This window comes from Sphingobium sp. WTD-1 (assembly GCF_030128825.1).
In the GTDB taxonomy this organism is placed as follows: domain Bacteria; phylum Pseudomonadota; class Alphaproteobacteria; order Sphingomonadales; family Sphingomonadaceae; genus Sphingobium.
The window spans coordinates 961,385-986,203 of record NZ_CP119127.1; the positions used below are offsets into that span (position 1 = coordinate 961,385).

19 protein-coding genes and 5 pseudogenes are annotated in these 24,819 nt (G+C 62.8%); 10 read left to right on the forward strand and 14 right to left on the reverse strand.

Features of this window, described 5'->3' with window-relative positions:
• Nucleotides 1-6: 6 nt before the first annotated feature.
• From N6H05_RS04815 to N6H05_RS04840, 6 genes and pseudogenes are all read right to left on the reverse strand, one after another.
• Nucleotides 7-567 (reverse strand): annotated as a pseudogene (locus tag N6H05_RS04815) (transposase); the annotation flags it as partial.
• Nucleotides 568-657: 90 nt separating this feature from the next.
• Complete coding sequence (locus N6H05_RS04820; RefSeq protein WP_014082638.1) at nucleotides 658-1,881, reverse strand: IS256-like element ISSpwi2 family transposase; 1,224 nt, start codon at nucleotides 1,879-1,881, stop codon at nucleotides 658-660.
• A 59-nt stretch (nucleotides 1,882-1,940) separates the two neighbouring features.
• Nucleotides 1,941-2,069 (reverse strand): annotated as a pseudogene (locus tag N6H05_RS28240) (IS5/IS1182 family transposase); the annotation flags it as partial.
• Nucleotides 2,070-2,626: 557 nt separating this feature from the next.
• Entirely contained in the window at nucleotides 2,627-3,691 is a 1,065-nt protein-coding gene (locus N6H05_RS04830; protein ID WP_125999289.1) for a CHAT domain-containing protein, read from the reverse strand.
• A 630-nt stretch (nucleotides 3,692-4,321) separates the two neighbouring features.
• A complete protein-coding gene (locus N6H05_RS04835) occupies nucleotides 4,322-5,125 on the reverse strand; it encodes a fructosamine kinase family protein (RefSeq protein WP_278394127.1) in 804 nt (267 codons plus the stop codon).
• Between the two features lie 215 nt (nucleotides 5,126-5,340).
• Nucleotides 5,341-5,574: a helix-turn-helix transcriptional regulator gene (locus tag N6H05_RS04840; protein WP_278394126.1), complete on the reverse strand. Its 234-nt coding sequence runs from the start codon at nucleotides 5,572-5,574 to the stop codon at nucleotides 5,341-5,343.
• Nucleotides 5,575-6,086: 512 nt separating this feature from the next.
• On the opposite strand from N6H05_RS04840, the pseudogene N6H05_RS04845 reads away from it, so the two are divergent.
• Nucleotides 6,087-6,653, forward strand: a pseudogene (locus N6H05_RS04845) (ArdC family protein); the annotation flags it as partial.
• Between the two features lie 139 nt (nucleotides 6,654-6,792).
• Here N6H05_RS04845 and N6H05_RS04850 read toward each other — a convergent pair.
• Genes N6H05_RS04850 through N6H05_RS04860 form a run of 3 tightly spaced genes read right to left on the reverse strand, consistent with a single transcriptional unit; the run spans nucleotide 6,793 to nucleotide 9,931 of the window.
• Nucleotides 6,793-7,785, reverse strand: a complete 993-nt coding sequence (locus N6H05_RS04850) for a tyrosine-type recombinase/integrase (RefSeq protein WP_284112599.1) — start codon at nucleotides 7,783-7,785, stop codon at nucleotides 6,793-6,795.
• Nucleotides 7,782-8,723 (reverse strand): tyrosine-type recombinase/integrase, encoded by a 942-nt coding sequence (locus tag N6H05_RS04855; RefSeq protein ID WP_007711087.1) that lies wholly within the window; start codon nucleotides 8,721-8,723, stop codon nucleotides 7,782-7,784. The genes N6H05_RS04850 and N6H05_RS04855 overlap by 4 nt, the downstream gene beginning before the upstream one ends.
• The gene (locus tag N6H05_RS04860) at nucleotides 8,720-9,931 is read right to left on the reverse strand and encodes a tyrosine-type recombinase/integrase (protein ID WP_284112598.1); all 1,212 of its coding nucleotides are present in this window, start codon (nucleotides 9,929-9,931) and stop codon (nucleotides 8,720-8,722) included. The genes N6H05_RS04855 and N6H05_RS04860 overlap by 4 nt, the downstream gene beginning before the upstream one ends.
• A 141-nt stretch (nucleotides 9,932-10,072) precedes the next feature.
• Between N6H05_RS04860 and N6H05_RS04865 the strand changes: the two are divergent.
• From N6H05_RS04865 to N6H05_RS04875, 3 genes and pseudogenes are all read left to right on the forward strand, one after another.
• Nucleotides 10,073-10,357 (forward strand): annotated as a pseudogene (locus N6H05_RS04865) (zincin-like metallopeptidase domain-containing protein); the annotation flags it as partial.
• Nucleotides 10,350-10,655, forward strand: coding sequence for a sigma-70 region 4 domain-containing protein (locus tag N6H05_RS04870; RefSeq protein ID WP_278394123.1), 306 nt, complete (start codon nucleotides 10,350-10,352; stop codon nucleotides 10,653-10,655). The pseudogene N6H05_RS04865 and the gene N6H05_RS04870, both read left to right, overlap by 8 nt.
• 71 nt (nucleotides 10,656-10,726) lie before the next feature.
• On the forward strand, nucleotides 10,727-11,623 hold the full coding sequence (locus tag N6H05_RS04875; protein ID WP_278394122.1) for a HEPN domain-containing protein: 897 nt from the start codon (nucleotides 10,727-10,729) through the stop codon (nucleotides 11,621-11,623).
• 7 nt (nucleotides 11,624-11,630) lie between these two features.
• Here N6H05_RS04875 and N6H05_RS04880 read toward each other — a convergent pair whose 3' ends face one another.
• The 4 genes from N6H05_RS04880 to N6H05_RS04895 form a co-directional block, all read right to left on the reverse strand.
• Nucleotides 11,631-11,804, reverse strand: a complete 174-nt coding sequence (locus tag N6H05_RS04880) for a hypothetical protein (RefSeq protein WP_278394121.1) — start codon at nucleotides 11,802-11,804, stop codon at nucleotides 11,631-11,633.
• 211 nt (nucleotides 11,805-12,015) lie between these two features.
• On the reverse strand, nucleotides 12,016-12,189 hold the full coding sequence (locus N6H05_RS04885) for a hypothetical protein (RefSeq protein ID WP_278394120.1): 174 nt from the start codon (nucleotides 12,187-12,189) through the stop codon (nucleotides 12,016-12,018).
• 18 nt (nucleotides 12,190-12,207) lie between these two features.
• Nucleotides 12,208-12,540, reverse strand: coding sequence for a conjugal transfer protein TraD (locus tag N6H05_RS04890; protein ID WP_278394118.1), 333 nt, complete (start codon nucleotides 12,538-12,540; stop codon nucleotides 12,208-12,210).
• On the reverse strand, nucleotides 12,446-12,772 hold the full coding sequence (locus N6H05_RS04895; protein WP_278394116.1) for a conjugal transfer protein TraD: 327 nt from the start codon (nucleotides 12,770-12,772) through the stop codon (nucleotides 12,446-12,448). Before N6H05_RS04895 ends, N6H05_RS04890 begins: the two co-directional genes overlap by 95 nt.
• Nucleotides 12,773-12,944: 172 nt before the next feature.
• Between N6H05_RS04895 and traA the strand changes: the two genes are divergently transcribed.
• From traA to N6H05_RS04920, 5 genes and pseudogenes are all read left to right on the forward strand, one after another.
• Nucleotides 12,945-15,812: a Ti-type conjugative transfer relaxase TraA gene (traA, locus tag N6H05_RS04900; RefSeq protein WP_284112909.1), complete on the forward strand. Its 2,868-nt coding sequence runs from the start codon at nucleotides 12,945-12,947 to the stop codon at nucleotides 15,810-15,812.
• Between the two features lie 94 nt (nucleotides 15,813-15,906).
• A pseudogene (locus N6H05_RS04905) lies at nucleotides 15,907-16,102 on the forward strand (DUF1348 family protein); the annotation flags it as partial.
• 240 nt (nucleotides 16,103-16,342) lie between these two features.
• Nucleotides 16,343-17,434 (forward strand): glycoside hydrolase family 68 protein, encoded by a 1,092-nt coding sequence (locus N6H05_RS04910; protein ID WP_278394112.1) that lies wholly within the window; start codon nucleotides 16,343-16,345, stop codon nucleotides 17,432-17,434.
• Nucleotides 17,431-18,345: an ROK family protein gene (locus N6H05_RS04915; RefSeq protein ID WP_284112910.1), complete on the forward strand. Its 915-nt coding sequence runs from the start codon at nucleotides 17,431-17,433 to the stop codon at nucleotides 18,343-18,345. Before N6H05_RS04910 ends, N6H05_RS04915 begins: the two co-directional genes overlap by 4 nt.
• A gap of 110 nt (nucleotides 18,346-18,455) precedes the next feature.
• Nucleotides 18,456-20,558, forward strand: coding sequence for an alpha-galactosidase (locus N6H05_RS04920; protein WP_278394134.1), 2,103 nt, complete (start codon nucleotides 18,456-18,458; stop codon nucleotides 20,556-20,558).
• Nucleotides 20,559-20,562: 4 nt separating this feature from the next.
• Here N6H05_RS04920 and N6H05_RS04925 read toward each other — a convergent pair whose 3' ends face one another.
• Nucleotides 20,563-22,107 (reverse strand): putative 2OG-Fe(II) oxygenase, encoded by a 1,545-nt coding sequence (locus N6H05_RS04925; protein WP_278394110.1) that lies wholly within the window; start codon nucleotides 22,105-22,107, stop codon nucleotides 20,563-20,565.
• A gap of 186 nt (nucleotides 22,108-22,293) precedes the next feature.
• On the opposite strand from N6H05_RS04925, the gene N6H05_RS04930 reads away from it, so the two are divergent.
• The gene (locus N6H05_RS04930; RefSeq protein ID WP_279729633.1) at nucleotides 22,294-24,807 is read left to right on the forward strand and encodes a TonB-dependent receptor domain-containing protein; all 2,514 of its coding nucleotides are present in this window, start codon (nucleotides 22,294-22,296) and stop codon (nucleotides 24,805-24,807) included.
• Nucleotides 24,808-24,819 lie beyond the last annotated feature (12 nt).

Below are 24,819 nucleotides of genomic sequence, written 5' to 3' on the forward strand. Positions count from 1 at the left end.
GCCGGGCTAGGTTGCGCCCAGCAGTTTCGGCAGCCTGACGAGGTTGTAGGCGGCAGCGGTGAGCGTGAAGGACCATCCGACGCGATCTTGCCCACGGTGTCGGGTTTTTCGCATGGTGCCGCAGGTTTTTGCCCATCCGAACACTTCCTCGATCCGCTTGCGGATTTTCTGGGAGAGGCCGTAGCCGGGATGGCGTGTCGTACGCCCGTCAATGGCAGAACGGCGATTGGTGTTATTCTGGGCCACGTGCGGGGTGACGTCCATCTCGCGCAATGCCTCGACGAAGGCGGCGGTGTCGTAGTTCTTGTCCGCGCCCAGCGTGATCCGATGGCGCCCTTCCATCCGGCCCAGCATGGTCAGTGCGGCCTCGCGTTCGGCGGTGCCGGTCGCGTGGGTGAGGATCGCATCGACTACAAGGCCATTGCGGTTCTCCATGAGGACATGGGCCATATGGCACAGCTTGGCTGCCTGGCCCCGCGCTTTCTTGAATAAGCGGGCATCGGGATCAGTGGTTGATGCATGGGTCGCATTGCTGCGCTTCTCGCCCCGGAAATCGCGTCCGGCATTGCTCGGCGCTGTTTTCTGCTCGCCATGGCCGGAGACTGAACCACCGTCAGGGACTGTCAGGATTTCCGTGTGCGGCCGGGCGGTTGATCATCAGGCCGCCATGGCTCTGATGAAACGTTCGCCGAAGATCACGGCAAATTGCGCCTTCGCCATGGTCCACTCACGTGGTGGCATCTTCCACTCTTTCTCCGACCGATTCAAGATCAGGTAGAGCAGCTTGGTGGCGGCCTCGTCGCTGGGGAAGTGTCCCCTGGCCCTGACAGCCCGCCTGAGCTTCGAGTTCAAAGCTTCGATGGCGTTCGTAGTGTAGATGATCCGGCGGACCTCGTCGGGGAACGCAAAAAACGGGATCACCTCGCCCCAGGCGCGCCGCCAGCTCTGGCCGATGGCGGGATAGCGCTGCCCCCAAGGGCCAGCCTCAAATGCTGTCAGCGCCTTTTCGGCGGCATCTGCGTCGGTGGCACGGTAAATCTCCTTGAGCGCGCTGGCGAGGTTCTTTCGGTCCTTCCAGGAGACGAAGTCCATCGAGTTGCGCAGCAGGTGAACGATGCAGGTCTGGACGATCGCATCGGGGAACACTGCGGTGATCGCATCGGGAAAGCCCTTCAGGCCGTCAACGACGGCCAGCAGGATGTCTTCAACGCCACGGTTGCGAAGCTCGTTCATCACCCGAAGCCAGAACTTGGCACCCTCATTCTGCTCGAGCCACAAGCCGAGCACCTCCTTTGCGCCGTCGGCGCGGACGCCCAGCGCAATGTGGATCGCCTTGTTGCGCACCATGCCCTCGTCGCGGATCTTGACCCGGATCGCGTCGAAGAAGACCAGCGGGTAAACCGGATCGAGCGGCCGCTGCTGCCAAGTGGCGACCTCATCGAGCACGGCGTCGGTCACCGTGCTAATCAAATCGGGTGAGACGTCGATGCCGTATAGATCGTGCAGGTGCCTGGTGATCTCGCGGGTGCTCATGCCGCGCGCGTACATCGACACGATCTTGTCGTCGAAGCCGGGAAAGCGGCGTTGATACTTGGCGATCAACTGCGGGTCGAAGCTCGACTGGCGATCGCGCGGCACGTCGATCGCCAACTTGCCGGTGTCGGTCATTACCGTCTTCCGACCGTAGCCGTTGCGCATGTTGCCGGCGCCGTCTTCGCCAGCGAGGTGGTGATCCATCTCCGCATTCAGGGCACGCTCTGTCAGCGCCTTCTTCAGCGAATCGAGCAGACCGCCCTGCTCGAAGGCGGCACTGGCAGCGCCGCCCGCCAAAAGCTGATCGAGAAGCTCATTCGGTATGGCAGGTTCTTTGCGTCGTGACATAGTGGGACTCCTTGTTGCCCATTATGCCCGGCCGCACACGGAAATCCTGACAGTCCCCCACCGTCATCGTCATCCCCGGGGCCGCCTTCATCCTTGGGCCTGAAGCTCTTCACGCTGGCCCACGCTTCGACCAACGTGCCGTCCACCGAGAAATGATCGTCGGACAGAAGAGCCTGCACGCGTGCCTGAAGAGATCATCAAGAAGGCTCTGAGTCGTATCGCTGGCGGGTAGAACAAGTTTTGGGGTATTGATCGCATAAGCGATCGTGTCGCGCGGAACTCCCAAGTAGACGGCGATACGCTCCAGCTCAGGGACCGTCACCGGGGCGTTTTCATTCTCGATTAACCGAACCCGGCGCTCACTGATGCGGATCGCGTGCGACATCTCCTTTTGCAGCGATCCCGTTTCGAGTTGCGATCGAAGCTGCTTTATCAAACTGCCCTGTGGCGTGACCTTTTTCATCGTGACCTCTGCGTCTGCTTTCTAATCACGAAGCTACAAAGGTTTGCCGCACTTCGGTCGGCACAAGATCGGCAGGCAGCGGCACGTGATCGGCACGCATCTGGCCACCAGCCAGTCGCATTAATTTTAATCGCCGCATTCAGTTGCCCCTGAATTTCTCTAAAAAGTCTCTCCGTTTACTTGATTCAACCTAACCGACCGCCTCCACTTTGACCAGATTTTGCTTTGGTGAAATCTGCCGACCGCCAGGCCCGACGAAGCTTACGGACATGGAATATCTTCCTATAGCTCCGCCCCATATCCCTCGGTAGCTTTCACCAGCACTAATGAGGCAATATCCACATCTTCCCGTGACAGGCATTGCGGCAATTCGCTGGCCTCGTCGTCGATCATCGCCGCCTCGATCCTGACTTTTGCCTGTTTCAATGCACTGCCCACAGACTGCCCACTCGCGAGTGCCGCATAGAACTGCTGGGCGAAGAGGATCGCGGCCATGTCCAACACCGCGTCGGACATGGCGATAACCACCGGGACGGCGGGAAGGATGACTTCCGCTCCCTCCAGCGTCTCACAGGCATTCATAACCAGAAGCGTAGGCGGATGATCTGTTGAATCCAGCGCCTTCACCAAGAGCGGAAAGGACACCGAGTGCTCCGAGCCGCCTTCGAGACTGCCACCTTCCATCAATAGCACTTCGCCGCCCCCATGGCCGGAAAAATGGATGATATGAGGTTGAATGTCATTCAGACCGTCCAGCAAATCCTGAAAGGTTGCTGCCGGGCGCTGCTCCACCGACACAAGATCGCGATATTTTGCGCCCCGAAGGGCCTGTTGGACTTGCCGCACCTCAGCATCGGTTCGCAGGTCCATGCCAGGGTTAGCTGTCAGATAGAGAACGCGCAGCTTTTCTGGTTCTGGTGGCTTGATATGTACGTAGTGAACTTGCGGGGAAGTCAGCCGTGAGATTTCCCGCGCGTGATCTTTCTCCTGCTGTCTGCGCCGCTGCACGGCGCGATCCTCCGCCTGCCGTTCCGATTTCTCAGCTGATAGCAACGCGCGCTGTTTGTTGCCCTGATCTCGCGCATTGTCGGCGAGCTTTTTCTTGATTTCCGCGACCTTCTTTCCGGCGTCCACCGCCTTCTTGTTTTCGCGCGAGGCAGAAGACAGGGCGCTTCGAATGGATGTGGCCGAACTGTTCGGCCTGATCTGAGATTCATAGCGAAGGGCGCTATCTTTCGCCTTGTGGACATCAGCCTCATAGCGCTGCAAATCCTTTTGCAGCGCGGCTTCTCTATCTTTCAATCGCTCGATGTCGCGGCGATAGGTATCTGACAGCGGCACGGGCACCCCCCTCGTTCTTTTTCTGTTCTAGCTGATGCCGCCGCGCGTTCCAAGATCAAAGGCGTTGCGTACCTCCTGAAAACCAACAACTTGGAGTTGCTATGCCGACGTTCGCGTATGGCGAAAAGTGTGGCGCGCCCCACGCCGTATCACGCTGCAACCGCTTCTGCCGATGGCCCGAGCGCCTTGCCAAGCGGCGAGACCCGGCTTTGCAATCACGCAACTGCTCGTGAACGGCAGCTTTTTTCACTGAACCGCTCTCAAGCCGCCTGACCGGAAAGTCCCATCCCCAGCCGAAAAGCAGCCGGGCGAACCACTCCAAGCAACCGCCCCCAGCCACCCACTCGCGCGTTTTGCATATTTTTTCGGTCGCCCAGACCGCATCGGCAAAACGCAGGAGCGCGCGCGTTTCGATCTCTACAGGACGATCGCGAAGGCGCTTTTTGTTGACGCCAAGTAAAACCGAGCGAGCCAAAAAAAAGGCCGATCAGAAGACCGGCCGATGAGTTTTAGGAGAGGATGCCTGAAAGGCAGGGCCTCTTTGGATCGGTGGCGCTGTCCTGCCAATTGAGAAAGGTGGGAGTGCGATTGCGCCATGCGCAACTGAGCTTCGGCTGGATCACGATCGCGGGCCGGTCAGAGGCCCAGCTGCGCGAGGCATGCCCCAGCCTGCTGATGATAGGTGCCGCCGAAAAGCCGAACATGGACGAGCAGCGGCCACAGCCGATAGACGGGCTGGCGCTCTTCCCAGCCCTGGGTGAGGCCGCAGGCGTCGTAGAATATCTGTGGCGGCTGGTCGAACAGCCCCAGCATGGCGAGATCGACCTCGCGGTCGCCATGATAGCATGCAGGGTCGATCAGCCCGCTGATGCGGTCCTGGCTGACAAGGATATTGCCACCCCACAGATCGCCATGGAGGAGGGCTGAGGGCGGGCGATTGGGTATATGCTCGCCAAGGCGGTCGGCGAGCCGCTCGACACGATGGGCCAGCTGGGCACTGAGATGCGGAATATGGCAGCGCAGGCGTTTATCCGCCCAGAAGGTGACCCAGTTGTCGGAGCGGCCATTGGGGATCGGTACGTCGCCAAAGCCGTAATCGCGATCCCAGCCATAGGCCGCCTGGCTCGGGGCATGGAGATGGTCGAGCAGTTCGGCAAGATGCGCCCAATTCCGGGCGAGCCGGCCGCTCGAGGGTAGATCCTCAAGCAGCAAAAGATCATCCTGGACAGCCAATACCTGCGGGACCGCCGTGCCGGTCGCCGCGATTGCTGCGAGCATGCGGGCTTCCTCGACCACCCAGTCGCCCCGTTTGGCGATGACAGTGTCACCGCCTGACAGGGAAAGCCGGGCAACGAAGGAAAGATCGCCGCCTGCAACGCGCGTGACGCTTTCAACATGGCGACCCAGCAATGATGCCGCCTCGGTGAATATCGCTCTCATGCTGCTTTGCCCCTGTCCCCCATCAAGCCTGCACCGATCGGATTTCTGCTTGCTCATGGCAAGACTGGAGACAGGCGCCAAGCAGGGGCAAGATCAGGCGGCGTCGATAAAAGCAGCCCCGCCGGAGACATCTCCACGGCGGGGCCATAGTTCAGGGAGGTGCCGCCCCAAGGGGGGAAGGAGCGACAGACTGGATATGGTGTCCATCGATGACTTTACAATGACGATGCCCTTTGCCGCTTGTCGGCATCCTCCACAGTCCAGAACATGGGATTGCGCACCCAGTCGTTGATGGCGGATTCGCGCCAGCCCATGCAGCGGGTGGCAATCCTGATCTGTTTGGGAAAGGTGCCGGCCTGGACCTTGCGATAGAGGGTCGCGCGGCTGAGGCCGGTCCGGTCGAGGACGGTGTTGAGCCGGAGGATACGGTCGGACGGGGGCATGGTCATGGCTGGTCCTTGCTGCTGTGGATAAGTCTGATCCCCTTTGCGATGAGTCTTGGCAGCGGCTTGAGCGGGAGCAAGGGACTGAGCCGTGTCTGGCGGGCTTTGTCATGATCTGGCGTAAACTGACACAGAACTGGATGATGGAAAGGGGCGTCTCCGCCTTGGGGCGGACCGCGCTCTGCTCCGCTGCGCTCCACCGAGTCGGCGCTGTACTTGTCTCGTCCCTGCCGGGCGATGATCGCTGACGCTTTGCAGCCCATTGGGCTGCTGGCTGCGGCCAGCGCGGCTGCGCCGCGCTGACGCCGGTTTGTCTGGGGCCGCCAGAATGACGGGGGTGGGCGTCGGCTTTCTCTAGACCCGTGCCGGCGGGCCGCAAGCCGGCTGCGCCGGCTCCTCCTCTTGCGTTGCGGCCCTGCAGGTGCAGTCCGCCTCATGGGCACGGGCCTGCCGTGCGCCTCCTTGCCGCCCACCCCCGCCATTCCGGCGGCCGGTGCTGGAGAGGCAGGAGAAAGGACATGGGTAACATCGAGCGCCAGAGCATCTATGGCGAAGTCACCTCCCGGATCATCGCGGAACTGGAGGCGGGGCATCTTCCCTGGGTGAAGCCATGGGACAGCAGCGCCTGTCCCTGCACCATGCCGCACAATGCCGTCACCGGGCGTCGCTATTCAGGCATCAACATTCTGATCCTGTGGGCCACCGTGATCGAACGCGGCTTTACCGGGCAGCGCTGGCTGACCTACCGGCAGGCCGAGGCGGCTGGCGGCCATGTCCGAAAGGGCGAGAAGGGGAGCGTCATCTGCTACGCGGATCGGTTCATTCCCAAGGCCGAGGAAGAGCGCGCGGGGCAGGAGGATCGCGAGGCCAGGACGATTGCGTTTCTCAAGCGCTTTACCGTCTTCAACGTCGACCAGTGCGAGGGGCTGCCCGAAGACTTGTCCCATGTGCCCGAACTGCCCGGGCCGTTGGTGTCGATCGCCGAGGCCGACAGCCTGATCCGGAACAGCGGCGCGGACTTCCGCATCGGCGGCGGCGAGGCCTATTATTCTCCATCCGGTGACTATGTCGCCGTGCCGCCACAGGCCGTCTTCCATGAGCCCATCAACTGGTATCGCACCGCCTTGCATGAGCTTGGCCATAATGCCGTGATCCGGATTATGCCGCATGGCTTCCGCTGGAAGCCGGTTTTCCGGGCATCGGCCATGCGGCTATTCGGCATAATCAGAGCCCTTCCAAGAACGCGAGGAGTTGATCGTCGGGCCGGAACCGGCCTGACGGAGTGGGCGGAGCCGCGACGCGAGCGAGCGCTTTCTCCTTCATCCGCATGTCGGCGTGGATGTAGATCTGGGTGGTCTCGACGTTCTCGTGACCAAGCCAGAGCGCGATCACCGCTGGATCGACGCCGTGGTGAAGCAGGTCCATCGCCGTGCTGTGGCGCAGCGTATGCGGCGTGACCCGCTTCGTGCCGATGCTCGGACACGCGCGCGATGCCGTGAGGCAGTGCTTACGCACCAGATGTTCGAGCGCATCGCGGCTCAGCCGTTCGCCCCGGATCGACGGGAACAGCGGTCTGCTCTCATCCTTGTCGTTGCCGATCCACGCCGCCAGCATCTTGCCCGTCTCGCGGCGAAGAGGGGTGGCGCGCTCCTTCCGCCCCTTGCCCATGCAGCGGATGTGCGCGCCGTTTCCGAGCACGACATCGCCGCGCGTGAGGCCGACCAGTTCGGATGCCCGGAGGCCGGTCTGAACCGCGAGCAGCAGCAGCGCATGATCGCGCCGCCCCGCCCATGTCGTGCGGTCCGGCGCTGCCAGCAATGCCGCCATTTCGTCGGCGTCGAGGAACGTCACCGTGCGCTTCACATAGCGCTTGTTCGGCATGGCGAGGATGCGCTGGCAGTGCAGCAGCCAGGTCGGATCGCTCATCGCCACGTAGCGGAAGAACGAGCGGATCGCGGCGAGCCGGGTGTTGCGGCTGCGCGCGCTGTTGCCACGCGTCGTCTCGGTATGGACGAGGAAGTCGGCGACCAGATCGGCGTCGATATCCTCGACCGTGAGCCTGACCGGCGGCTTGCCGTGGCGAGCGCTCGCATATCGGAGCAACAGCCGGAACGTGTCGCGATAGCCTGCGACCGTATGACGGCTCGCCTCCATCTGGACGCGCAGCCGGTCGGTGAAGAAGCGCTGGATCAGCGCGGGCAAGGCAACCGCGCTCATTGGACTGCCTCCCGGCCATCGGCTGTTGCTCGCGCCATCGCCAGATCGAGCAGTTCCGGGACCGCTTCCAGATACCAGTATGTGTTGGAGGGATCGCTATGGCCCAGATAGGTCGTCAGCCGGATCATCTCGCGAGCCGGGTCTTTGCCCGTGCGATACCAACCGATCATCGTCTTCACCGCGAAGGTGTGGCGAAGGTCGTGGATGCGCGGCCCGCGACCATGCTTGCAGTATGGCTGATGAGCCCGAAGCCCGATCTGCTGGCAAGCCCGCGCGAAGTTGTAGCGGGCCGCGCAGTCGGTGAGCCTCGTCCCCTTGTCTGTGACGAACAGCGGCTTGGCCAGATGGCCGAGCAGCCGGTCGCGTTCGGCAAGATAGTCGATCAACGTCGCGACGACGCTCGGATCGAGCGGCAACAACCGCTCTTTGCCGAGCTTGCCCTGCCGGACGCGCAGCACGCCATGATCGGTATCGAGGTCATCACGATCGAGCCCGAGCGCCTCGTTGATCCTCAGGCCCGTGACCGCTATCAGCCCGAACAACGTCGAGCAGGTCAGCCCGCGCAGGCCGTAGATCGATGGCAGCGTTTCGGCCGCTGCGATGATCGACCCGATCTCGGCATCAGTGTAGATATGCGGGCGCGACCGCTGGAAGCCTCCCGGCAAGAGGCCGCGCGGCGGCGGTTCATGCCCCGGATCGAAGCTGCTCAGCCACTGCGCGAACAGCCGCACGACGCTGAGCCTCGCCGCTCGCGTCGATGGGCAGGCTTCGGCCAGTGTGGCGTGCCAGCGCAGGAACAGCGCCGTATCGATATGAACGGCACCTTCGCGGTCGGCGAACCGGGTGAAGCGACGCAAGATGCGCTCGCTGGTGCCAAGGTCGTAACCGAGGCTGCGGCGAACGCTCAGATAGCGGTCGAGCTGGGAGGCGAGGCTCATTGCGCGCCTCCCGCCACCGGCCAGGGCTGCGCGACCGACCGCAGTCCGTCGATGTCGAGCCGGGCATATATCATTGTCGATGATCGGGAGCGGTGCCGCAGCACGTCGCCCACTTCGTCGAGCGACGCGCCCGTATTCACGAGCTGGGTGGCAAGGCTATGACGCAGAAGGTGCGATCCCACATAGGGCGTCGCCGGCTTCTGGCCGGTCGCCTTGAGGGCATCCTTGAGGATGGCGTTGACGATCTGCCCATCCTTGAACGGGCGATGCGGCGCGCGATGGGCGACGAACATCGTGCGGCAAGCCGCCGGTCCTCGCTCCTCGCGAAGATAGCGGCTCAGCGCGTCGCCGACCTCCACCGTGATCGGCAGGCGGTCGTGCAGCTTGCCCTTGCCGCGCACCGTAAGCTCGCCCGAGCGCCAGTCGATGTCGTCGAGCTGGATCGCAATGACCTCGGCCGCGCGCAGGCCAAGCCGGGCCATGAGCAACAGCATCGCATAGTCCCGCGCGCCGTGACGGGGATTGTCGCGCACGCAAGCCAGCACTGCCTCGACGCCTTCCGGCGACAGGTGGCGCGGCAATCGCGCTCCCCAGACCTTCGCCGTCTTCGGCACGCTCAGCGCCAGATTGGTCGCCGTGGCCCCGCAGCCGAACAGATATTGAAGGAAGATACGGACATGGGTGGCAACCGTCTTGTCGCGACGGGCGGTGGTCAGCACATGTTCCATGAAGCCGATCACGTCGGCGGGACGCAGGCTGCCCGGATCGATTATCGTCTCGCCGAAGCGATAGTCGAGGAAGCGGCGCGCGAAGCCTATCGTATGGGGGATGCTCCGCGGACTGAGGCCGCGCTGTTTGACGAGATAGGTCTCGAAGTCCGCCAGCAGTGTCGCGCGCGCCTGCTGCACCTCGGTCAATGGCACCGGCTGCGTCACGCCGATATCGAGCAGATGCTGCGCGAAGCGACGGGCCAACTTATACGGCCATGCCGTGCCCGCATGCTTGCGCGGCACTTTGCGGCCCACCTGCTCGGCCATGTCGAGGGTCAACGCCGGAGGGTCGATCCCCTCAGCATCCATCACGTGGCCCACTTTCCGCAGGATCAATCGATAGGCATTGATCGTGGCGGGTGTGTAGTTCTCCGCCGCAAAACTCTCGGCGAACGAGTCCAGATAAGGCTCGATGCTGGTCTGCAAATATTGAGGCATGATCGTCGTGCTCCATGTCGTTGGAGCGACGAAGATTATGCCGAATGGGATTGGCGCGATCATACTGCCAACCGCGCGCTGCCGATCAGATGCGGCATAATCCGGATCACGGCATTATGGGTCTTATGCCGATATCGGCATAATGGGCATTGGACCGGCCATCGCGGCCGTCTCGCACGCGATCAGTCGGGCGGGTTTGGCACGGCGCTCTATGCAAAAGAGGAACTGGTCGCCGAGATGGCGAGCGCCTTCACCTGCGCGTCGCTGGGGATCGTGCCCACCGTCCGACATAGCGACTATATCGGCTCCTGGCTTGCCGTCCTGCGCGAGGATGAGCGGGCGATCTTCAGGGCCGCGAGCGCGGCCAGCAAGGCGGCCGATTATCTGCTCGAGTTCCCCCCCGAACAGGGAGGCGAACATGAGTGATGCAAGGGCCAGGGAGGCGCTGCGCCGGACGCTGGCGAAAGCGTCTGAGCGCGACATGCATGTCGATGTCGATCCGGCTGTCCTTGATCGGCTGGAGGATGCGATACGGCGCTTGTCCCGCTCGCAGCGCGAGATCATGCTCGCGGTCCGGCTCGACGATATGGATTATGCCCAGATCGCCGAGCGCACCGGGCTTAGCCAGCGACAGGTCGAGGCGATGATGGTCCGGGCGCTGATCAATTTTCAGCGCAATCTGGCTGATCCTGATCGACATGCGTGGCGGCGATGGCTGGGCTGAACGGTGCGCGCGCGCCTGGCAATGCCGGGCGCGCTTTGCGCTTTCCTCTCATCGCGTTAGGAAGGTCGGGCATGAGGAACGACCTTGATCATCTGCCCCAGACCAAACAGCAGGAGCTGGCCCATGTGGTGCGCGTGCTGTTCGAGGCGTTCGAGGCCGCCCAGACGCGGCGAAACCAGAAATGGAACAAGCAGGCGCGCATCCTCAAGCTGGTGCTGTACGGCTCCTACGCGCGCGGCGGCTGGGTCGATGATCCGGTCAGCGGCTACACATCGGATTATGACATACTGATCGTCGTCAATGACGAGCATCTGGTCGACTTTGAATATTGGTCGGCGGCCGAGGATCGGTTGATGCGGGACATGACGATCACCGGCACATTGAGCGCGCCGGTCAATTTCATCGTCCACTCGCTGTCCGATGTGAACCGCCAGCTGGAAAAAGGGCGGCCCTTCTTCATCGATATCGTGCGTGATGGCATTCCGCTCTATGAGGCGGAGGGGTTTTGCTTCACCCAGCCGCGCGACCTGCCAGAGGATGAAGCGCGCGCCGAGGCGCAGGCGCATTTCACGCGATGGTTCGACAGCGCCAGTGGCTTTCTGGAGCAAGCTCTATTCGCGAAAGAGAATGGCCGGGCAAACATTGCAGCATTTGAATTCCATCAGGCGGCTGAACGCTTCTACCATTGCGTGCTGCTCACCCTGACCCTTTACAGCCCCAAGTCGCACAAGCTCAATTTCCTGCGCGGCCATGCCGAGGCGATCGCGCCAGCGCTGATCGAAGCCTGGCCGCGTGACGACAAGTTCAGTCGCCGCTGTTTCGAGCTGCTGCGTCAGGCCTATGTGAACGCCCGCTATTCCGAACAATATAGCGTGAGCGATGACGAGCTGAACTGGCTGGGCGAACGCGTTGCCATTCTGCAGCAGCTGGTCAAACAGGTTTGCGAGCAACGATTGGCGCAAGGCTGACCCAGCGTCAGTTGGTGGCGCGGATATGGCAGTCTTCATAGGCAAGATCGTCGTTCAGCACGAATGCCACATAGTCCCCATCGATGATCAGGGCGGCGTCGCTTGAACGATATTGCTGGCCCAGCGATGAGGCGCGCCGCGTCAGGCGCAATTCTCGTCCTTCCAGCAATATCCGGGCCATCTTTTCCCGCGCCTCGATCTGAAAACTCCTTCCTCAAGCGCAGACGACCATCGTAGGTTCGTCGCGCGGCTTGCTCTGAGCGCAAGCCGCTGAAGAAAGGGTTGCGACCATGATAGTCAGCAGCCCGCTTGCGTGCGTCCCGATGATCGGTCGGCGGATGCTGGTGTCCGAATGCATCGCCCCGTCATCCTCCATCGGCCGCTGCTTGTCCTTAATCGTGCGGGGCGTCGTTCGTTCCCTCGCCCAGGACATTGACGATCATGGCTATCAGCGTCTCTTCTGCGCGCAAACGCACGCCACTATCCTTTGCCGCCAGGTCATGGCGGATCCAGTCCGGCAGGCGGGTCACGGTCCTGGTCAGCAGGTCTATTGCAGTTTGGTTCATCTGCGGCGCTATGGCGGCTCAATCGGCTGGCGGCAATGCAACCGTCTCGAACACACGGCGTCCGCGCCGTCGCCAGAGCGACAGATGCCGTTCGCGATCATCGTCACGCAGCTTTGCCGCGGCCTCGATGAGCAGCCCGAGGATGACTGCGCGGTCATCATCCGTGAGCGTGACCAGCTCAGCCTTCATGACCAGACCGCCCAGTTCGATCAGATGCCGGGTGCGCTCGCGCTGCTTCACCTGCCAGTCCCGCCGATCATGCCGCGCCTGACTCAGCTGCAAGCGATGGCGCGAGACCGTCACCCGGCGCAGCGCTGCCCGGCTTGTCGCCAGCGCCCGGCCCAGCATCATGCCGCTGCCCTGAAAAGAAAGCGGCGCCCCGTTTGCGCCACGCCTCCCGCCTTGGTGCTTCGGTTGTACTGGCAGCGGCAAGCAATGCGCCGGCCAGTTCCTCGGCGCTGAGTCCATCGGCCCCGGTCGCCATCACCAGTTCACCCAGCTGGCTCTGCTTGCGGGCTTTACGTTGTCGTGCCTTGTCGGTGAGAGCCTTGAGCTCTGCGTCATAGTCCCGTGGTCTGCGCATGGAGTATGGCCTCGCTGTTGGTGTCAGACCCCGGGCGTTATCGACCGTCTCGATCAGTCACAATGCGCTGGAATTTCCTGGGATCTCGTCATCCCGAAACTGATGAAATCTTTTGAGGGCGCGCTTATACGTCGTGCCGACGTGCTGCTTGAGGTGTAAATGGTACGCCGTCATGGCGATCTACCATTTCTCGGTCAAAGTCATCTCGCGCGCCGCCGGCTCCTCGACGCTGGCGGCCGCCGCCTATCGCTCCGCCTCGCGGCTGCACGATCAGCGGCTGGATCGTCACCATGACTTTTCCAACAAGGCCGGTGTCGTTCACAGCGAAGTGATGCTGCCCGATGGCGCGCCGGAGGAATGGCAGGATCGCGAGCCGCTGTGGAATGCTGCCGAGGCAGCCGAGATCCGCAAGGACGCGCAGCTGGCCCGCGAAGTGGAGTTCGCCATTCCCCGCGAGCTGAGCCAGGCCGAGGGCATCGCCCTGGCCCGCGACTTCGTCCAACGCGAGTTCGTGGATGTCGGCATGGTCGCCGATCTCAATGTTCATTGGGATATCGGCGCCGATGGCGAAGCCAAGCCCCATGCCCATGTGATGCTGGGCTTGCGCGAAGTGACGCAGGACGGTTTTGGCGCCAAGGTCCGCGACTGGAACAGCACGCAGCTTCTGACGCATTGGCGCGAGGCCTGGGCCGAGCATGTCAATGAGCGCCTGGCCGCTCTCGATATCGATGCCCGCATCGATCACCGCAGCCTGGAAGCCCAGGGCATCGATCTGGAGCCCCAGCACAAGATCGGCCCGGCCGCCTCGCGCATGGTGGAGCAAGGGCAGGCCAGCGAACGGCTCGAAGAGCATCACGATATCGCCCGGTCCAATGGCGAGAAGATCCTCGCCAATCCCAATATCGCCCTGGATGGCATTACCCACGGCCAGGCGACTTTCACCACCCGCGACCTCGCCATGTTCGTCCACCGCCATAGCGAGGGGAAGGACCAGTTCGATGCGATCATGGCGGCGGTCAAAGCCTCGCCCGATCTGGTGGCGCTGGGCAAGGACGGGCGAGGAGAGGAGCGGTTCACTTCACGGTCCATGCTCGAGACCGAGCAGCGGCTAGAGAAGGCCACGGCCACGCTTGACGCGCGGCGTCATCATGGCGTGGCCGATCACCATGTCGAGCGCGCGCTGGAACGAGCAAGCGCACGGGGGCTGGACCTCTTGGCCGAACAGCGTGGCGCGCTGGAGCATGTGACCAGCGCAAAGGATCTGAGCAATGTCATCGGCTATGCCGGCACCGGCAAGAGCGCGATGCTGGGCGTAGCCCGCGATGCATGGGAACTGGCCGGCTATGATGTGCGCGGTGCTGCTCTCTCGGGCATCGCTGCGGAGAATCTGGAAAGCGGATCGGGCATCGCCTCCCGAACGATCGCAAGCCTGGAGCATCAATGGGCGCAGGACCGTGAGTTGCTGACCGACAAGTCGATCCTGGTGATCGACGAGGCCGGGATGATCGGCACCCGGCAGATGGAACGGGTAGTCAGGGAAGCGGAGAAGCGTGGCGCCAAGGTCGTGCTGGTGGGCGATCCCGAGCAGTTGCAGGCGATCGAGGCTGGCGCATCGTTCCGGTCCATTGCCGAGCGTCATGGCAGCGTGGAGATCACGTACATCCGCCGGCAGCAGGAGGACTGGCAGCGCGATGTCACAAGGGCGCTGGCGAGCGGGCGGACGGATGAAGCAATCACCGCCTATGAGGAGCGCGGCCATGTCCATGCGGCAGAAACTCGCGACGACGCGCGGCGCAGCCTGATCGACCGTTGGGACCGGGATCGCATCGCCGATCCTCAGGCCAGCCGCATCATTCTCACCCACACCAATGAGGAGGTGTATAACCTCAACCAGGCGGCCCGTGCGCAGCTCCGCGCCGCTGACATATTGGGAGACGAGGTTCGCCTGACCGTCGCGCGTGGTGCGCGCAGCTTTGCTCAGGGCGATCGGGTCATGTTCTTGCGCAATGAGCGCAGCCTGGGCGTGAAGAATGGCAGTTTGGGCACCGTAGCCCAGGTCAGTCAGTTGGGCATGCGGGTGATGCTGGATGACGGTCGATCCGTTGGGTTCGACGTAAAGGATTATGCCGACATCGATCATGGCTATGCGGCCACCATCCACAAGGCGCAGGGCATGACGGTGGATAAGGTCCATGTGCTGGCAACGCCCGGACTGGATAGACACGCCAGCTATGTCGCACTCTCGCGTCATCGCCGGTCGGTCGAGCTTCATTATGGCCGGGATGATTTTGACGATTGGGGAAAGCTCGTGCGCACGCTTGGTCGCGAGCGGGGCAAGGACATGGCGTCGGATTATGATCAGGCGCGCGCGCCAGTGCTGCAGCCCAAGTCGAGCCCCTTTGCAGGACTCAGGCTTAACCCTGCCCCGACCGTCGAAAAAGCGGCCGCACCACCGCCAGAGGTCGCCACCTCGCCCGAGGTCGCAGTGGAGATTCCCGGTGCCATCCAGCGCCACGCCCGCGCCATACAAGCCATCTTCGCCATGCAGGATCAGGGCAGCGCCATGACGCCTGACCAGGCAGCAGAGCTGGGCGCAGCGCGCAAAGGGCTCAACGACATTCGCGAACATGCGGCTCGCGATGCAGAGGCCGCCTATATCCGTCGGCCTTCGCTGATCGGTCGAGCGGCGCAAGGCGACACCGAGCCGGCGCGGCGCGCCATTCTGCATGAGCGGGATGTGCGCACTGATCCGAACCTGCGAGCCGATCGCTTTGTCGCGGACTGGAACCGGAAATCCCAGGCGGCCGAGCAGGCCTATGTTGATGGGGATGAGCCGCGGCGTCGGGTCATCCAGAACAGCATGCGTTCGATGGCGCTATCATTGGAGCGCGATCCGCAGCTTGAATCGGTCCTTGCCAATCGAAAGCGTCAACTGGGCATATCCGTAGAGGGCCGCCGTTCGCTGGGTGCCGATCTGGCGTTCAATCATGGGATCGATATGGGCCGAGGGCGGGCGCGGGGGATCGGCATCGGCATGTGACGGGCGTCGTTTATGCGCCCTTTGTCGTCGTCCAGCGCCTCACTTGCGTTTCTCGGAAGCCGTCGTTTGTTCAGAAATGCGCTGTCCATCTGTTGAATGGCATGACGACAGCGTCAACTGGTTCCGCACCTATGGTAATGAAAATTGGGAACTTGACCAGAGCGGCCTGACGCAATGGCGGGTTCGCCTGCATCAACGATGCGCCGATCAATGCGGTGGAGCGGAAATTCCACTGGACGCAGGGGCACCGTCCTGACGATCATCCGTGGTTGAGCGAACTTGGGGTTTAGGCGGGATCTAGCGGCGAGTCTTTGTGCTGGATCGCAGACGTCTTGCGAATTGGATGGCGCAATCCGTCAAAACTGCTCACTTGAATAAGACTTGCAAACGTTTGCCTACGCCTTTATTCCCATTTGTGAAGCTGGTTCGGATGGGCGTTTGAGCGCGACCGAACCTACTTCTATCTTAGGGAGGATGTCGTTGGGACTGCACGCTTGACGGCGTCCTCCTCTCATGAAGAGGGCGTTGATGTGACGATATCCTGGACGGCTGCGCATGTTGCTGCAATTCCCTCGTCGCCGATCGTCATTGCCCCAATCACCGACAAGGATTTTGCCCCGGTCGCCTTCAATCTGGGCATCTGGGATGCGTGGCCGATCCAGCGTCGGGATGGCGCACCCTTTGCCAATGCTGCGGGTGGCGAGCTTTGGATGGCGCTCGGCGCGCCGCGATTTGATGATCCGGAAGCGCGCCATGGCCATGCACGCATTCATCTGCTTCGCCACGAGGATGGCGGTTGGTCCGACCTTGGGCCTGCCATGCCAGATGGCTTTTCGCCGGGCAGCCGGGAATGGTCTGGATCGGCCATCATCGACGATGCCACCGGCGATGTGATCCTCTATTTCACGGCCGCCGGGCAGCGCGGCGACAATGGACTGACCTTTGAGCAGCGCATGTTCAGCGCACGGGCCAGTCTTGGCGATGACGATCGCCTGGCGGACTGGCGCGACCTGTGCGAAGTGATCCCACCTATGCCGGATTGGTATATGCCCACCACGGGCGGCGGCGCCATCGGCACGATCAAGGCCTATCGCGATCCCGCCTATTTTCGCGACCCTGCAGATGGCCGCCATCATCTGTTTTTCGCCGGCTCGCTGGCGGGAACGGCATCGGCTTTCAACGGGGTAATCGGGGTTGCCACCGCCCCGGCCGATCGCCCGGACGACTGGACCGTCCAGCCGCCGCTGATCGTCGCCGACGACATTAATAATGAGCTGGAACGACCGCATGTGGTGTTCCATCAGGGGCGTTATTATCTGTTCTGGTCGACCCAGGCCCATGTGTTCAATCCAAAAGGGCCAATAGGGCCGACGGGCCTCTACGGCATGGTCGCAGATATGTTGAGCGGCCCCTGGCACCCGATCAACGGCAGTGGCCTGGTCTTCGCCAACCCGCATGAAGTGCCTGCGCAAAGCTATAGCTGGTTGGTGCTGCCTGATCTGCGGGTCACCAGCTTTGTCGATAATTGGGGGGGGGGAGGACGCAAGCGGCGGTTCGGTGGCGCCTTTGCACCGTTCGTTCAGTTGTGGCTCGATGGCGATGCTGCTGGAGTGGCGGCATGACGCCCCCATTGGTCGCGGGTGTCGAGCTGGGCGGGACCAAGGTTTTCGTCCTGCGCGCACGCGGAACCGAGATTGTCGAGCGACAATTGGTGCCGACGACGACACCGGATGCGACTCTGGGCGCGGCACAGGAAATCCTGACCCGCTGGCACGCGGAAGAGGCTTTTTCCGCGCTGGGCATTGCCTCCTTTGGACCCTTGCGCCTTGACAGAAATGCCGGGGATTTCGGCCGGATTCTGCCAACGCCCAAGCCTGGCTGGAGCGATACGGACATTTTTGGTGCGCTGGCCGGCGCGCTGCCCTGTCCGGCAGCGATCGATACCGATGTGAATGCGGCGGCGTTGGCCGAAGCGCGCTGGGGCGCGGGGGCGCAGGGACAGGAACCATCCGATTGCCTCTGCTACCTCACCGTAGGAACGGGGCTGGGCGGCGGTTTCGCCCTGAATGGCAAAACGCTGCATGGCGCGATGCATCCGGAATTGGGGCATATCGCCATTCGCCGGGCGAAGGGGGATGATTTCCCTGGCGCCTGCCCCTTTCATGGCGACTGTATCGAAGGGCTGGTGTCCGGCCCGGCCCTGGCAAGGCGCTTCGGCCAGCCGGGTGACCAGATCGATGCGGAGGATCCCCGCTGGGATCATGTCGCCCATGACCTTGCCCAGCTCGTGTCCACGATCCTGCTCATGACGGCAGCGCGGCAGGTGTTGATTGGCGGCGGCGTGGGCATGGGCCGCGCCGATCTGCTCGATCGCGTTCGGGCCAAGGTTGTCGCGCAACTGGCTGGCTATCTGCCGTTTGTAACTCCGGACACTATCGCGGCCATCGTGCGCACCCCCGCGCTGGGAGATCAGGCAGGGCCGCTCGGCGCTGTCGCGCTGGCACTTGATGCCCTGGCGGAAAGGCAAGAATGATGAATATGCGGTCCCTTCGGTCATTGTGCCTGGCGGCTACCGTCTTCACGGCTCTTGCCTGTCCTGGCGTCCTTTGGGCAAAGGTCAGCGCCACAGCGGATGGTCGGGTGATGCGGCTCGATGGCGGCGGCGTGACCTATGCCATGGGTGTGGATGAGCAGGGCTATCTCCAGCCGCTCTATTGGGGGCAGGCGCTGGATGAGAAGGCACCGCTCATAGCCCGGCATCCCACCGAATTGTCGGGGTTCGACCCGGCCGGATCGATCACCGCGCAGGAATATGCCGGGCAGGGGGAGGGGCTGGTCAGCGAACCGGGCATCAAGGCGGTGTTCGCCGACGGCAATCGCGACCTGGTCCTTAAATATCGCGGCCACAAGATTTCGGGTGAAACGCTGACGGTGGAACTGGCCGATATCCGCCGGCCGCTCACGGTGACATTGCATTATGTGATTGATCCGGCGACAGGCGTGATCGCCCGATCGGCCAGCGTTCGCAATGGCGACAGCAAGCCGGTGCGCATCGACCAGATTGCGGCGGCGACCTACACGCTGCCGGTCGGCAACGGCTATCGTCTCCGCTATCTGACGGGGCGCCATGCGTCGGAATGGTCGCAGGTAGAAACGCCGGTGACGCCAGCCCTAACCGTGCTGGAAAGTCGCCGAGGATCGACCGGCCATGGCAATCAGCCCTGGTTTGCGCTGGTCAAGGACGGCAAGGGCAGCGAGACGGATGGTCCTGTCTGGTATGGGGCGCTGGCCTGGTCCGGTTCCTTCCGCCTGTCGGTCGGCCTCGACAATCTCAGCCGGGTGCGGATCAGCGGCGGTTATAATCCCTATGATTTCAGCTGGACGCTGAAGCCGGGCGAGAGTCTGGACACACCGATTTTCTACGCGGGCTATAGCAGCAAGGGCATGGGAGATGCGTCGCGCCGTTTTCATGCGTTCCAGCGCGCTGCGATCATTCCCGGCGGTGCCAAGGCGAAGATCCGGCCGGTTCTCTATAATAGCTGGGAAGCGACCACCTTCAACGTGACCGAAGCAGGGCAGATGGCCCTGGCCGAGAAGGCGGCGAAGATCGGCGTCGAGCGCTTCGTCGTCGATGACGGCTGGTTCGGCGCGCGCGACGACGACAAGGCGGGGCTGGGCGACTGGACGGTCAATCCGCGCAAATTTCCCAATGGCCTGAAGCCCCTGATCGACCGGGTGAAGGCGCTGGGCATGGATTTTGGCCTCTGGGTCGAGCCGGAGATGGTGAATGTCAATTCCGACCTCTATCGCGCCCATCCCGATTGGGTGCTGAACTTCCCGGATCGACCGCGCACGGAGGGCCGTAACCAGTTGGTCCTGAACCTTGCTCGGACCGATGTGCGCGATCATCTGCTGGCCGTTCTGGACGGGCTGGTGCGCCAGAACGACATCGCCTTCCTCAAATGGGACTATAACCGCAACTGGACCGAGGCCGGCTGGCCGGGCGTGCCGCCGCAGGATCAGCAGCGGGTGCAGGTCCAATATGTCCGCAACCTCTATTACATCCTGTCCGAACTGCGGCGGCGGCATCCGGGGCTGGAAATCGAGGGCTGTTCGGGTGGCGGCGGACGCATCGACCTGGGCATTATGGGCCTGACCGACCAGAGCTGGACGTCGGACAATACCGATCCCTATGATCGGCTGATCATTCAGGACGGCTTTACCCAGGCCTATGCGCCGTCGATCATGATGGCCTGGGTGACGGACAGCCCCAATTGGGCGAACGGGCGGCAAACCAGTCTCGACTATCGCTTCCTGTCCGCCATGCAGGGCAGCCTGGGGATAGGCGCCAATCTGGATCATTGGCAGGAGGCGGATTTCGCTACGGCCAGGACATGGATCGCCGCCTACAAGTCCATTCGGGATATCGTGCAGCGCGGCGATCTCTACCGCATCGCGCCACCTCGGCCAGATGCGGCAAGCTCTGCGACCTTCCATGTCTCCCCAGACAAGCGCCGGGCCGTGCTGTTCCAGATGCTGCACAGTTCATCCTTCCGCGACAATGTGGAGGCGGTCCATCCCGAGGGGCTTGACCCGCTGCGCAGCTACCGGGTGCGGATGCTGGACGGATCGGCCTTGCCTGATGATGTGCCGGCGGAGGCGAGCGGCGCCTACTGGATGGAACAGGGGCTGCGCGTAAAGCTGAAGGGCGATTATAAGGGCGCGGCCTATCTGTTCGAAAGCTGAGCGCTCAGCGGCGCGGTGGGCGGATGTCGAAGGCGATTGACAACCGCTCGCCATCCGCGAACGGCACGGTGCCGTGCCACAGGGTGGACGGAAAGAGGATCAGCCGCCCGACCTTTGGTTCGACCTCGCAATAGGGTGGCAGGTCCAGCCCCAGTTCCGGCGGCGGCATCCCGAAACGCAGCCAGCCCGAAGGCTCTTTCCCCATTGCGGCTGGGTCGGGCAAGGCGACATGCAGCGCCGAACTGATCCAGCCGACCGGATGGGTGTGGGCGACATGAAAGCCCTGGGCATGGAGGCGCACGGACCAGCTACCTGCAAATTTCACCTCGCCGCGTGGCGTCCCTAGCAGCGGATGGCCCGGCTCGGCGGCAGGCAGGTGATAGATATAGTCGCGCACGCTTGCCTCGATCGCCGCGCGGGTGCGCTGCATGATCGCTTCATGTCGGAACAACAGCGGCCGGTCGGTCTGGGTGCCGCCGCGCACCGACTGATCCGGATAGGGGGAGGTGGCGGTGTGCAGCGTGCGGAGAAGGTCCGCCAGATCGGACAAGTCCTGCGTATCTAAACCGATGTCGGCCGCATGGATGAACTGCTCTGGCCGGTCGAGCCAGGTCGCCCGGTCATCCCCCAGCAAGCGCCAGCCGATCGACAGATAGGGCCAGAACAGCGGCGCGGATGGTGAGCCAAGCTGTGCGAGCGCGATTTGCACCGCCCGCTCCGGCGCGCCACAACGCAATGCGTGACGGACACGGGCAAGGGCTAGGCCAGGATCGGGGCGGTCGGCCAGCCCGTCGAACAGATCGGGCCTGTTCGACGCTGCGCCCGATTCCGCCTCCAGATAGAGGCGCGCCACCTCCAGCGCGCCAGCATCGCCGCAGGCGCGGCTAGCGTAGTGCAGCACGGCGCGGGCATCATCCCACGACTTTGCCTTGGCCAGCCAGTGGAAGCGAGCCAGATGAAGCGCCAGATTATGCGGCTCGGCGCGCAGCGCCTCGGCAAAGCCCTCATCCGCGCGCGCACCTGCACCAGCCAGACGCCGCAATGTTGCGCGATAGGTCTGGCCCTCGATCCAGTCGGGATGCTCGTCAAGCGCAGCCGTCATCAGGGCCAGTGCCGCATCGCTGTCGCCTTCCGCTGCAAGCGCGCCGGCATGGCCACGAACCAGCGCCATGTCTCCTGGCGCGAGCGCGCGGGCGACAGTGAATTGCGCGGCGGCGCTCCGCCCGGTTTCATAGCGCAGTTGGGCGAACAGCGCCTGCGCCAGCGGATCATCCTTCGCCAGAGCAGCCGCGCGCTCGGCGGCGATAAGCGCAGGCTCATGCGCCTGCATTTCGCGCAGAACCAATGCTTTGAGCCAGAGGAGGCGGGGATGGTCTGGCCAGGCTATGCCGACCTTTTCCAATCGCGAGGGGATCTGGTCGCCAGCCCCGGCGCGCAAGGCGTCCAAAATGGCCGACTCGATCGATCGCAGCCAGGCGGCGGCATCGGGAGAAGACGGTGATGTTGGCTGGTTCGCGACCAGATCGACGAGGCTGTTATCGTTTTTCATCCTCAACCTGCTTGCTCTTGTTTCTGGGCCGCAGCCGCCGCTTATCTGATCGCAATATAGCCATAAACACCGGGCTGACGAGATGAAATGCAAACGTTTGCTGTAATATGTTGCAAAGGTTTGCAGTGGTGGTTATGCAAGCCTTCAACCGACCGCGAAGCGATGCGCGGCGGCCCTAAGGAGGGGATGATGAAGACCAGCTTTCAGCCAAGCCGCATTTCCACGCTCGCGCTGGCCATGGCCTGCCTCGGCGGGCCTGCCCTGGCGCAGGATGCCGCACCTGCCGAAGCGCAGGCCGCGGCCGCCGGTAATGCCGAACCCGTCAATGGCGAGGATATTGTCGTGACCGCCGCAGCCGGCGACAAGTCGCGGTTCCGATCGTCCATTTCGGTGTCGCAGGTCAGCCAGGAAGCGATCCAGAATTTCACGCCGCGCTCCGAAGCCGAAGTGCTGCGCTCCATCCCCGGCCTCCAGCCCTCCGACACGGCGGGACCGGGCGGCAACGCCAATATCGGCGTGCGCGGCATCCCGGTGTCGACCGGCGGATCGGAATATGTCGCGCTGCAGGAGGATGGCCTGCCCGTCACCCTGTTCGGCGACATCCAGTTCGGCAACAACGACTATTGGCTGCGCTTCGACCAGAATGTCGAGCGCGTTGAAGCCGTGCGCGGCGGCTCCGCCTCCACCTTCGCCAGCCAGGCGCCCGGCGCCGTCGTCAACTATATCAGCAAGACCGGCGAGAAGGAGGGCGGCTCGATCGGCTTGTCCAAGGGCGTCGGTTTCCGCGAGACGCGCGTCGATTTCGACTATGGCGGCCCGATCAGCGACACGCTGCGCTTCCATGTCGGCGGCTATGCCCGCGAAGGCGGCGGCCCGACCAATGAGGATTTCAACATCCTGCGCGGCTATCAGGTGAAGGCCAATCTGACCAAGGATCTGGGCGACGGCCGGGGCTATATCCGCTTCAATTTCAAGCGGCTGGACGAACAGGCACCGACCAACACCACCATGCCGTCGCTGGTGACGATCGATGGTAACAAGATCACTAATTTCAAGCCATTGCCGGGCTTCGATGCGCGAGACGGATCGACCTATTCCATCTATCAGCGCAGCTTCCAATATGTCGGCTCCAACGGCGTGCTCAAAAATGCCGATGTGGAGGGCATCCACCCCCGCGTCACCTCCGTCGGGGCGCAATTCCATTATGAACTGAGCGACGCGCTGACCGTCGACAATAATTTCCGCTACACCGACATGAGCGGCAATTTCACCACCCAGTTCCTGAATGTCGCGACGACCGCCAGCGTGCTGGGATCGACCGTCAACGGGCAGACGGTGGGGGCGATCCGCTATGCGGCGGGGCCGAGCAAGGGGCAGGCCTATACCGGCACCTATCTGAACAATAATCCGAACATCAACACGGTGATGAAGGATATGGGCAGCATCGCCAACAATTTGGCGCTGACCGGCAGGTTCGATGTGGGTGCGGGCAAGATCACGGTGCAGGCGGGCTGGTTCCACATGAGCCAGAACATCGTCCAGGACTGGCATGTGAACCGCCAATATAGCGCGCTGGAAGGCGAAAATGCCGCGCCGCTCAATCTCTACTCCACCACCGGCACGCAGATCACCGCAGCGGGCCAGGCGGGCTTCAACGACAATTGGGGCAATTGCTGCGCCCGCAGCGTCGACCTCAAATATACCGACGATGCGCCTTTCCTGTCGGCCAATTATTCGGGCGGCGGCTTTGACCTGGACGCCAGCGTGCGCTTCGACCGCGTGCGCGGCGAAGGCACGGCGCAGGCGGGCGTCGCCGGCCCCGATTATATCGTCAGCGATGAAGTCGGCAGCGCGACCATCCCTTCCATGGTGCCGGGCGGCACGATCGAGCGGATCAATTACCGGCGCAGCTATACCAGCTGGTCGTTCGGTGCGCTCTATGCCTTCGACAGCAGCACCAGCATCTTCGCCCGTGCCAGCCGGGGCGGGCGCTTCAACGCCGACCGGCGCACGCTGGGCGGGAATTTCAATGCCGACGGGTCGCTCAACAGCCAGGGTGCCAGCACGGCAATCAACTTCCTCAATCAGCAGGAAGTGGGAGTGAAGCATCGTGGCTTCGTCGGTGGGTCGGGCAATTATTCGGTGGAAGTCACCGGATTTCGCTCGACCCTCACCGAAAATAATTACGACTTTACCCGGATCAACAATCCGCCGCCGAACAATGATCCCAACATCTCCAACGACTATCGCTCCTGGGGCGTGGAACTGACCGGGCGTCTCAATCTCGGCAATTTCCGCCTGGCGGTCGATGCGACCTGGGTGAACCCGAAGATCAAGGACAGCGCAACGGCGGCGTTGGTCGGCAACCGGCCCGGCGGCATTCCCAAGCTCACCTATCTGATCTCGCCTTCCTATGATGCGGGCCTGTTCGCGGTCGGCCTGTCGGCCAGCGGGCAGTCCAGTGCGCCCAATGATGACTTCAACCTTTATACGGTGCGCGGCACGACCTTCTTCAATGGCTTCGTGAAGGTGCGACCGATCGAGAATCTGGAGCTGGGCCTCAACGCCAATAATCTGTTCGATACGCTTGGCTATCGTGGTGGCGGCCAGCTGCTGCCGATCAGCGCAACGACTGGCATCTTCCAGAATAGCGCGGTTTATGGCCGCACGGTGACGGCTTCGATCCGCTATAATTTCTGACCAGATCCGATG

What these genes read in the sequence shown, in the direction of transcription:
- N6H05_RS04840 (WP_278394126.1), bottom strand. Translation starts at nt 5,574, where the DNA reads ATGACCATGCCCCCGTCCGACCGTATCCTCCGGCTCAACACCGTCCTC.
- N6H05_RS04890 (WP_278394118.1), bottom strand. Translation starts at nt 12,540, where the DNA reads ATGATGCTGGGCCGGGCGCTGGCGACAAGCCGGGCAGCGCTGCGCCGG.
- N6H05_RS04835 (WP_278394127.1), bottom strand. Translation starts at nt 5,125, where the DNA reads ATGAGAGCGATATTCACCGAGGCGGCATCATTGCTGGGTCGCCATGTT.
- N6H05_RS04930 (WP_279729633.1), top strand. Translation starts at nt 22,294, where the DNA reads ATGATGAAGACCAGCTTTCAGCCAAGCCGCATTTCCACGCTCGCGCTG.
- traA (WP_284112909.1), top strand. Translation starts at nt 12,945, where the DNA reads ATGGCGATCTACCATTTCTCGGTCAAAGTCATCTCGCGCGCCGCCGGC.
- N6H05_RS04895 (WP_278394116.1), bottom strand. Translation starts at nt 12,772, where the DNA reads ATGCGCAGACCACGGGACTATGACGCAGAGCTCAAGGCTCTCACCGAC.
- N6H05_RS04880 (WP_278394121.1), bottom strand. Translation starts at nt 11,804, where the DNA reads ATGGCCCGGATATTGCTGGAAGGACGAGAATTGCGCCTGACGCGGCGC.
- N6H05_RS04870 (WP_278394123.1), top strand. Translation starts at nt 10,350, where the DNA reads ATGAGTGATGCAAGGGCCAGGGAGGCGCTGCGCCGGACGCTGGCGAAA.
- N6H05_RS04885 (WP_278394120.1), bottom strand. Translation starts at nt 12,189, where the DNA reads ATGAACCAAACTGCAATAGACCTGCTGACCAGGACCGTGACCCGCCTG.
- N6H05_RS04925 (WP_278394110.1), bottom strand. Translation starts at nt 22,107, where the DNA reads ATGAAAAACGATAACAGCCTCGTCGATCTGGTCGCGAACCAGCCAACA.
- N6H05_RS04855 (WP_007711087.1), bottom strand. Translation starts at nt 8,723, where the DNA reads ATGAGCCTCGCCTCCCAGCTCGACCGCTATCTGAGCGTTCGCCGCAGC.
- N6H05_RS04820 (WP_014082638.1), bottom strand. Translation starts at nt 1,881, where the DNA reads ATGTCACGACGCAAAGAACCTGCCATACCGAATGAGCTTCTCGATCAG.
- N6H05_RS04915 (WP_284112910.1), top strand. Translation starts at nt 17,431, where the DNA reads ATGACGCCCCCATTGGTCGCGGGTGTCGAGCTGGGCGGGACCAAGGTT.
- N6H05_RS04875 (WP_278394122.1), top strand. Translation starts at nt 10,727, where the DNA reads ATGAGGAACGACCTTGATCATCTGCCCCAGACCAAACAGCAGGAGCTG.
- N6H05_RS04850 (WP_284112599.1), bottom strand. Translation starts at nt 7,785, where the DNA reads ATGAGCGCGGTTGCCTTGCCCGCGCTGATCCAGCGCTTCTTCACCGAC.
- N6H05_RS04920 (WP_278394134.1), top strand. Translation starts at nt 18,456, where the DNA reads ATGCGGCTCGATGGCGGCGGCGTGACCTATGCCATGGGTGTGGATGAG.
- N6H05_RS04860 (WP_284112598.1), bottom strand. Translation starts at nt 9,931, where the DNA reads ATGCCTCAATATTTGCAGACCAGCATCGAGCCTTATCTGGACTCGTTC.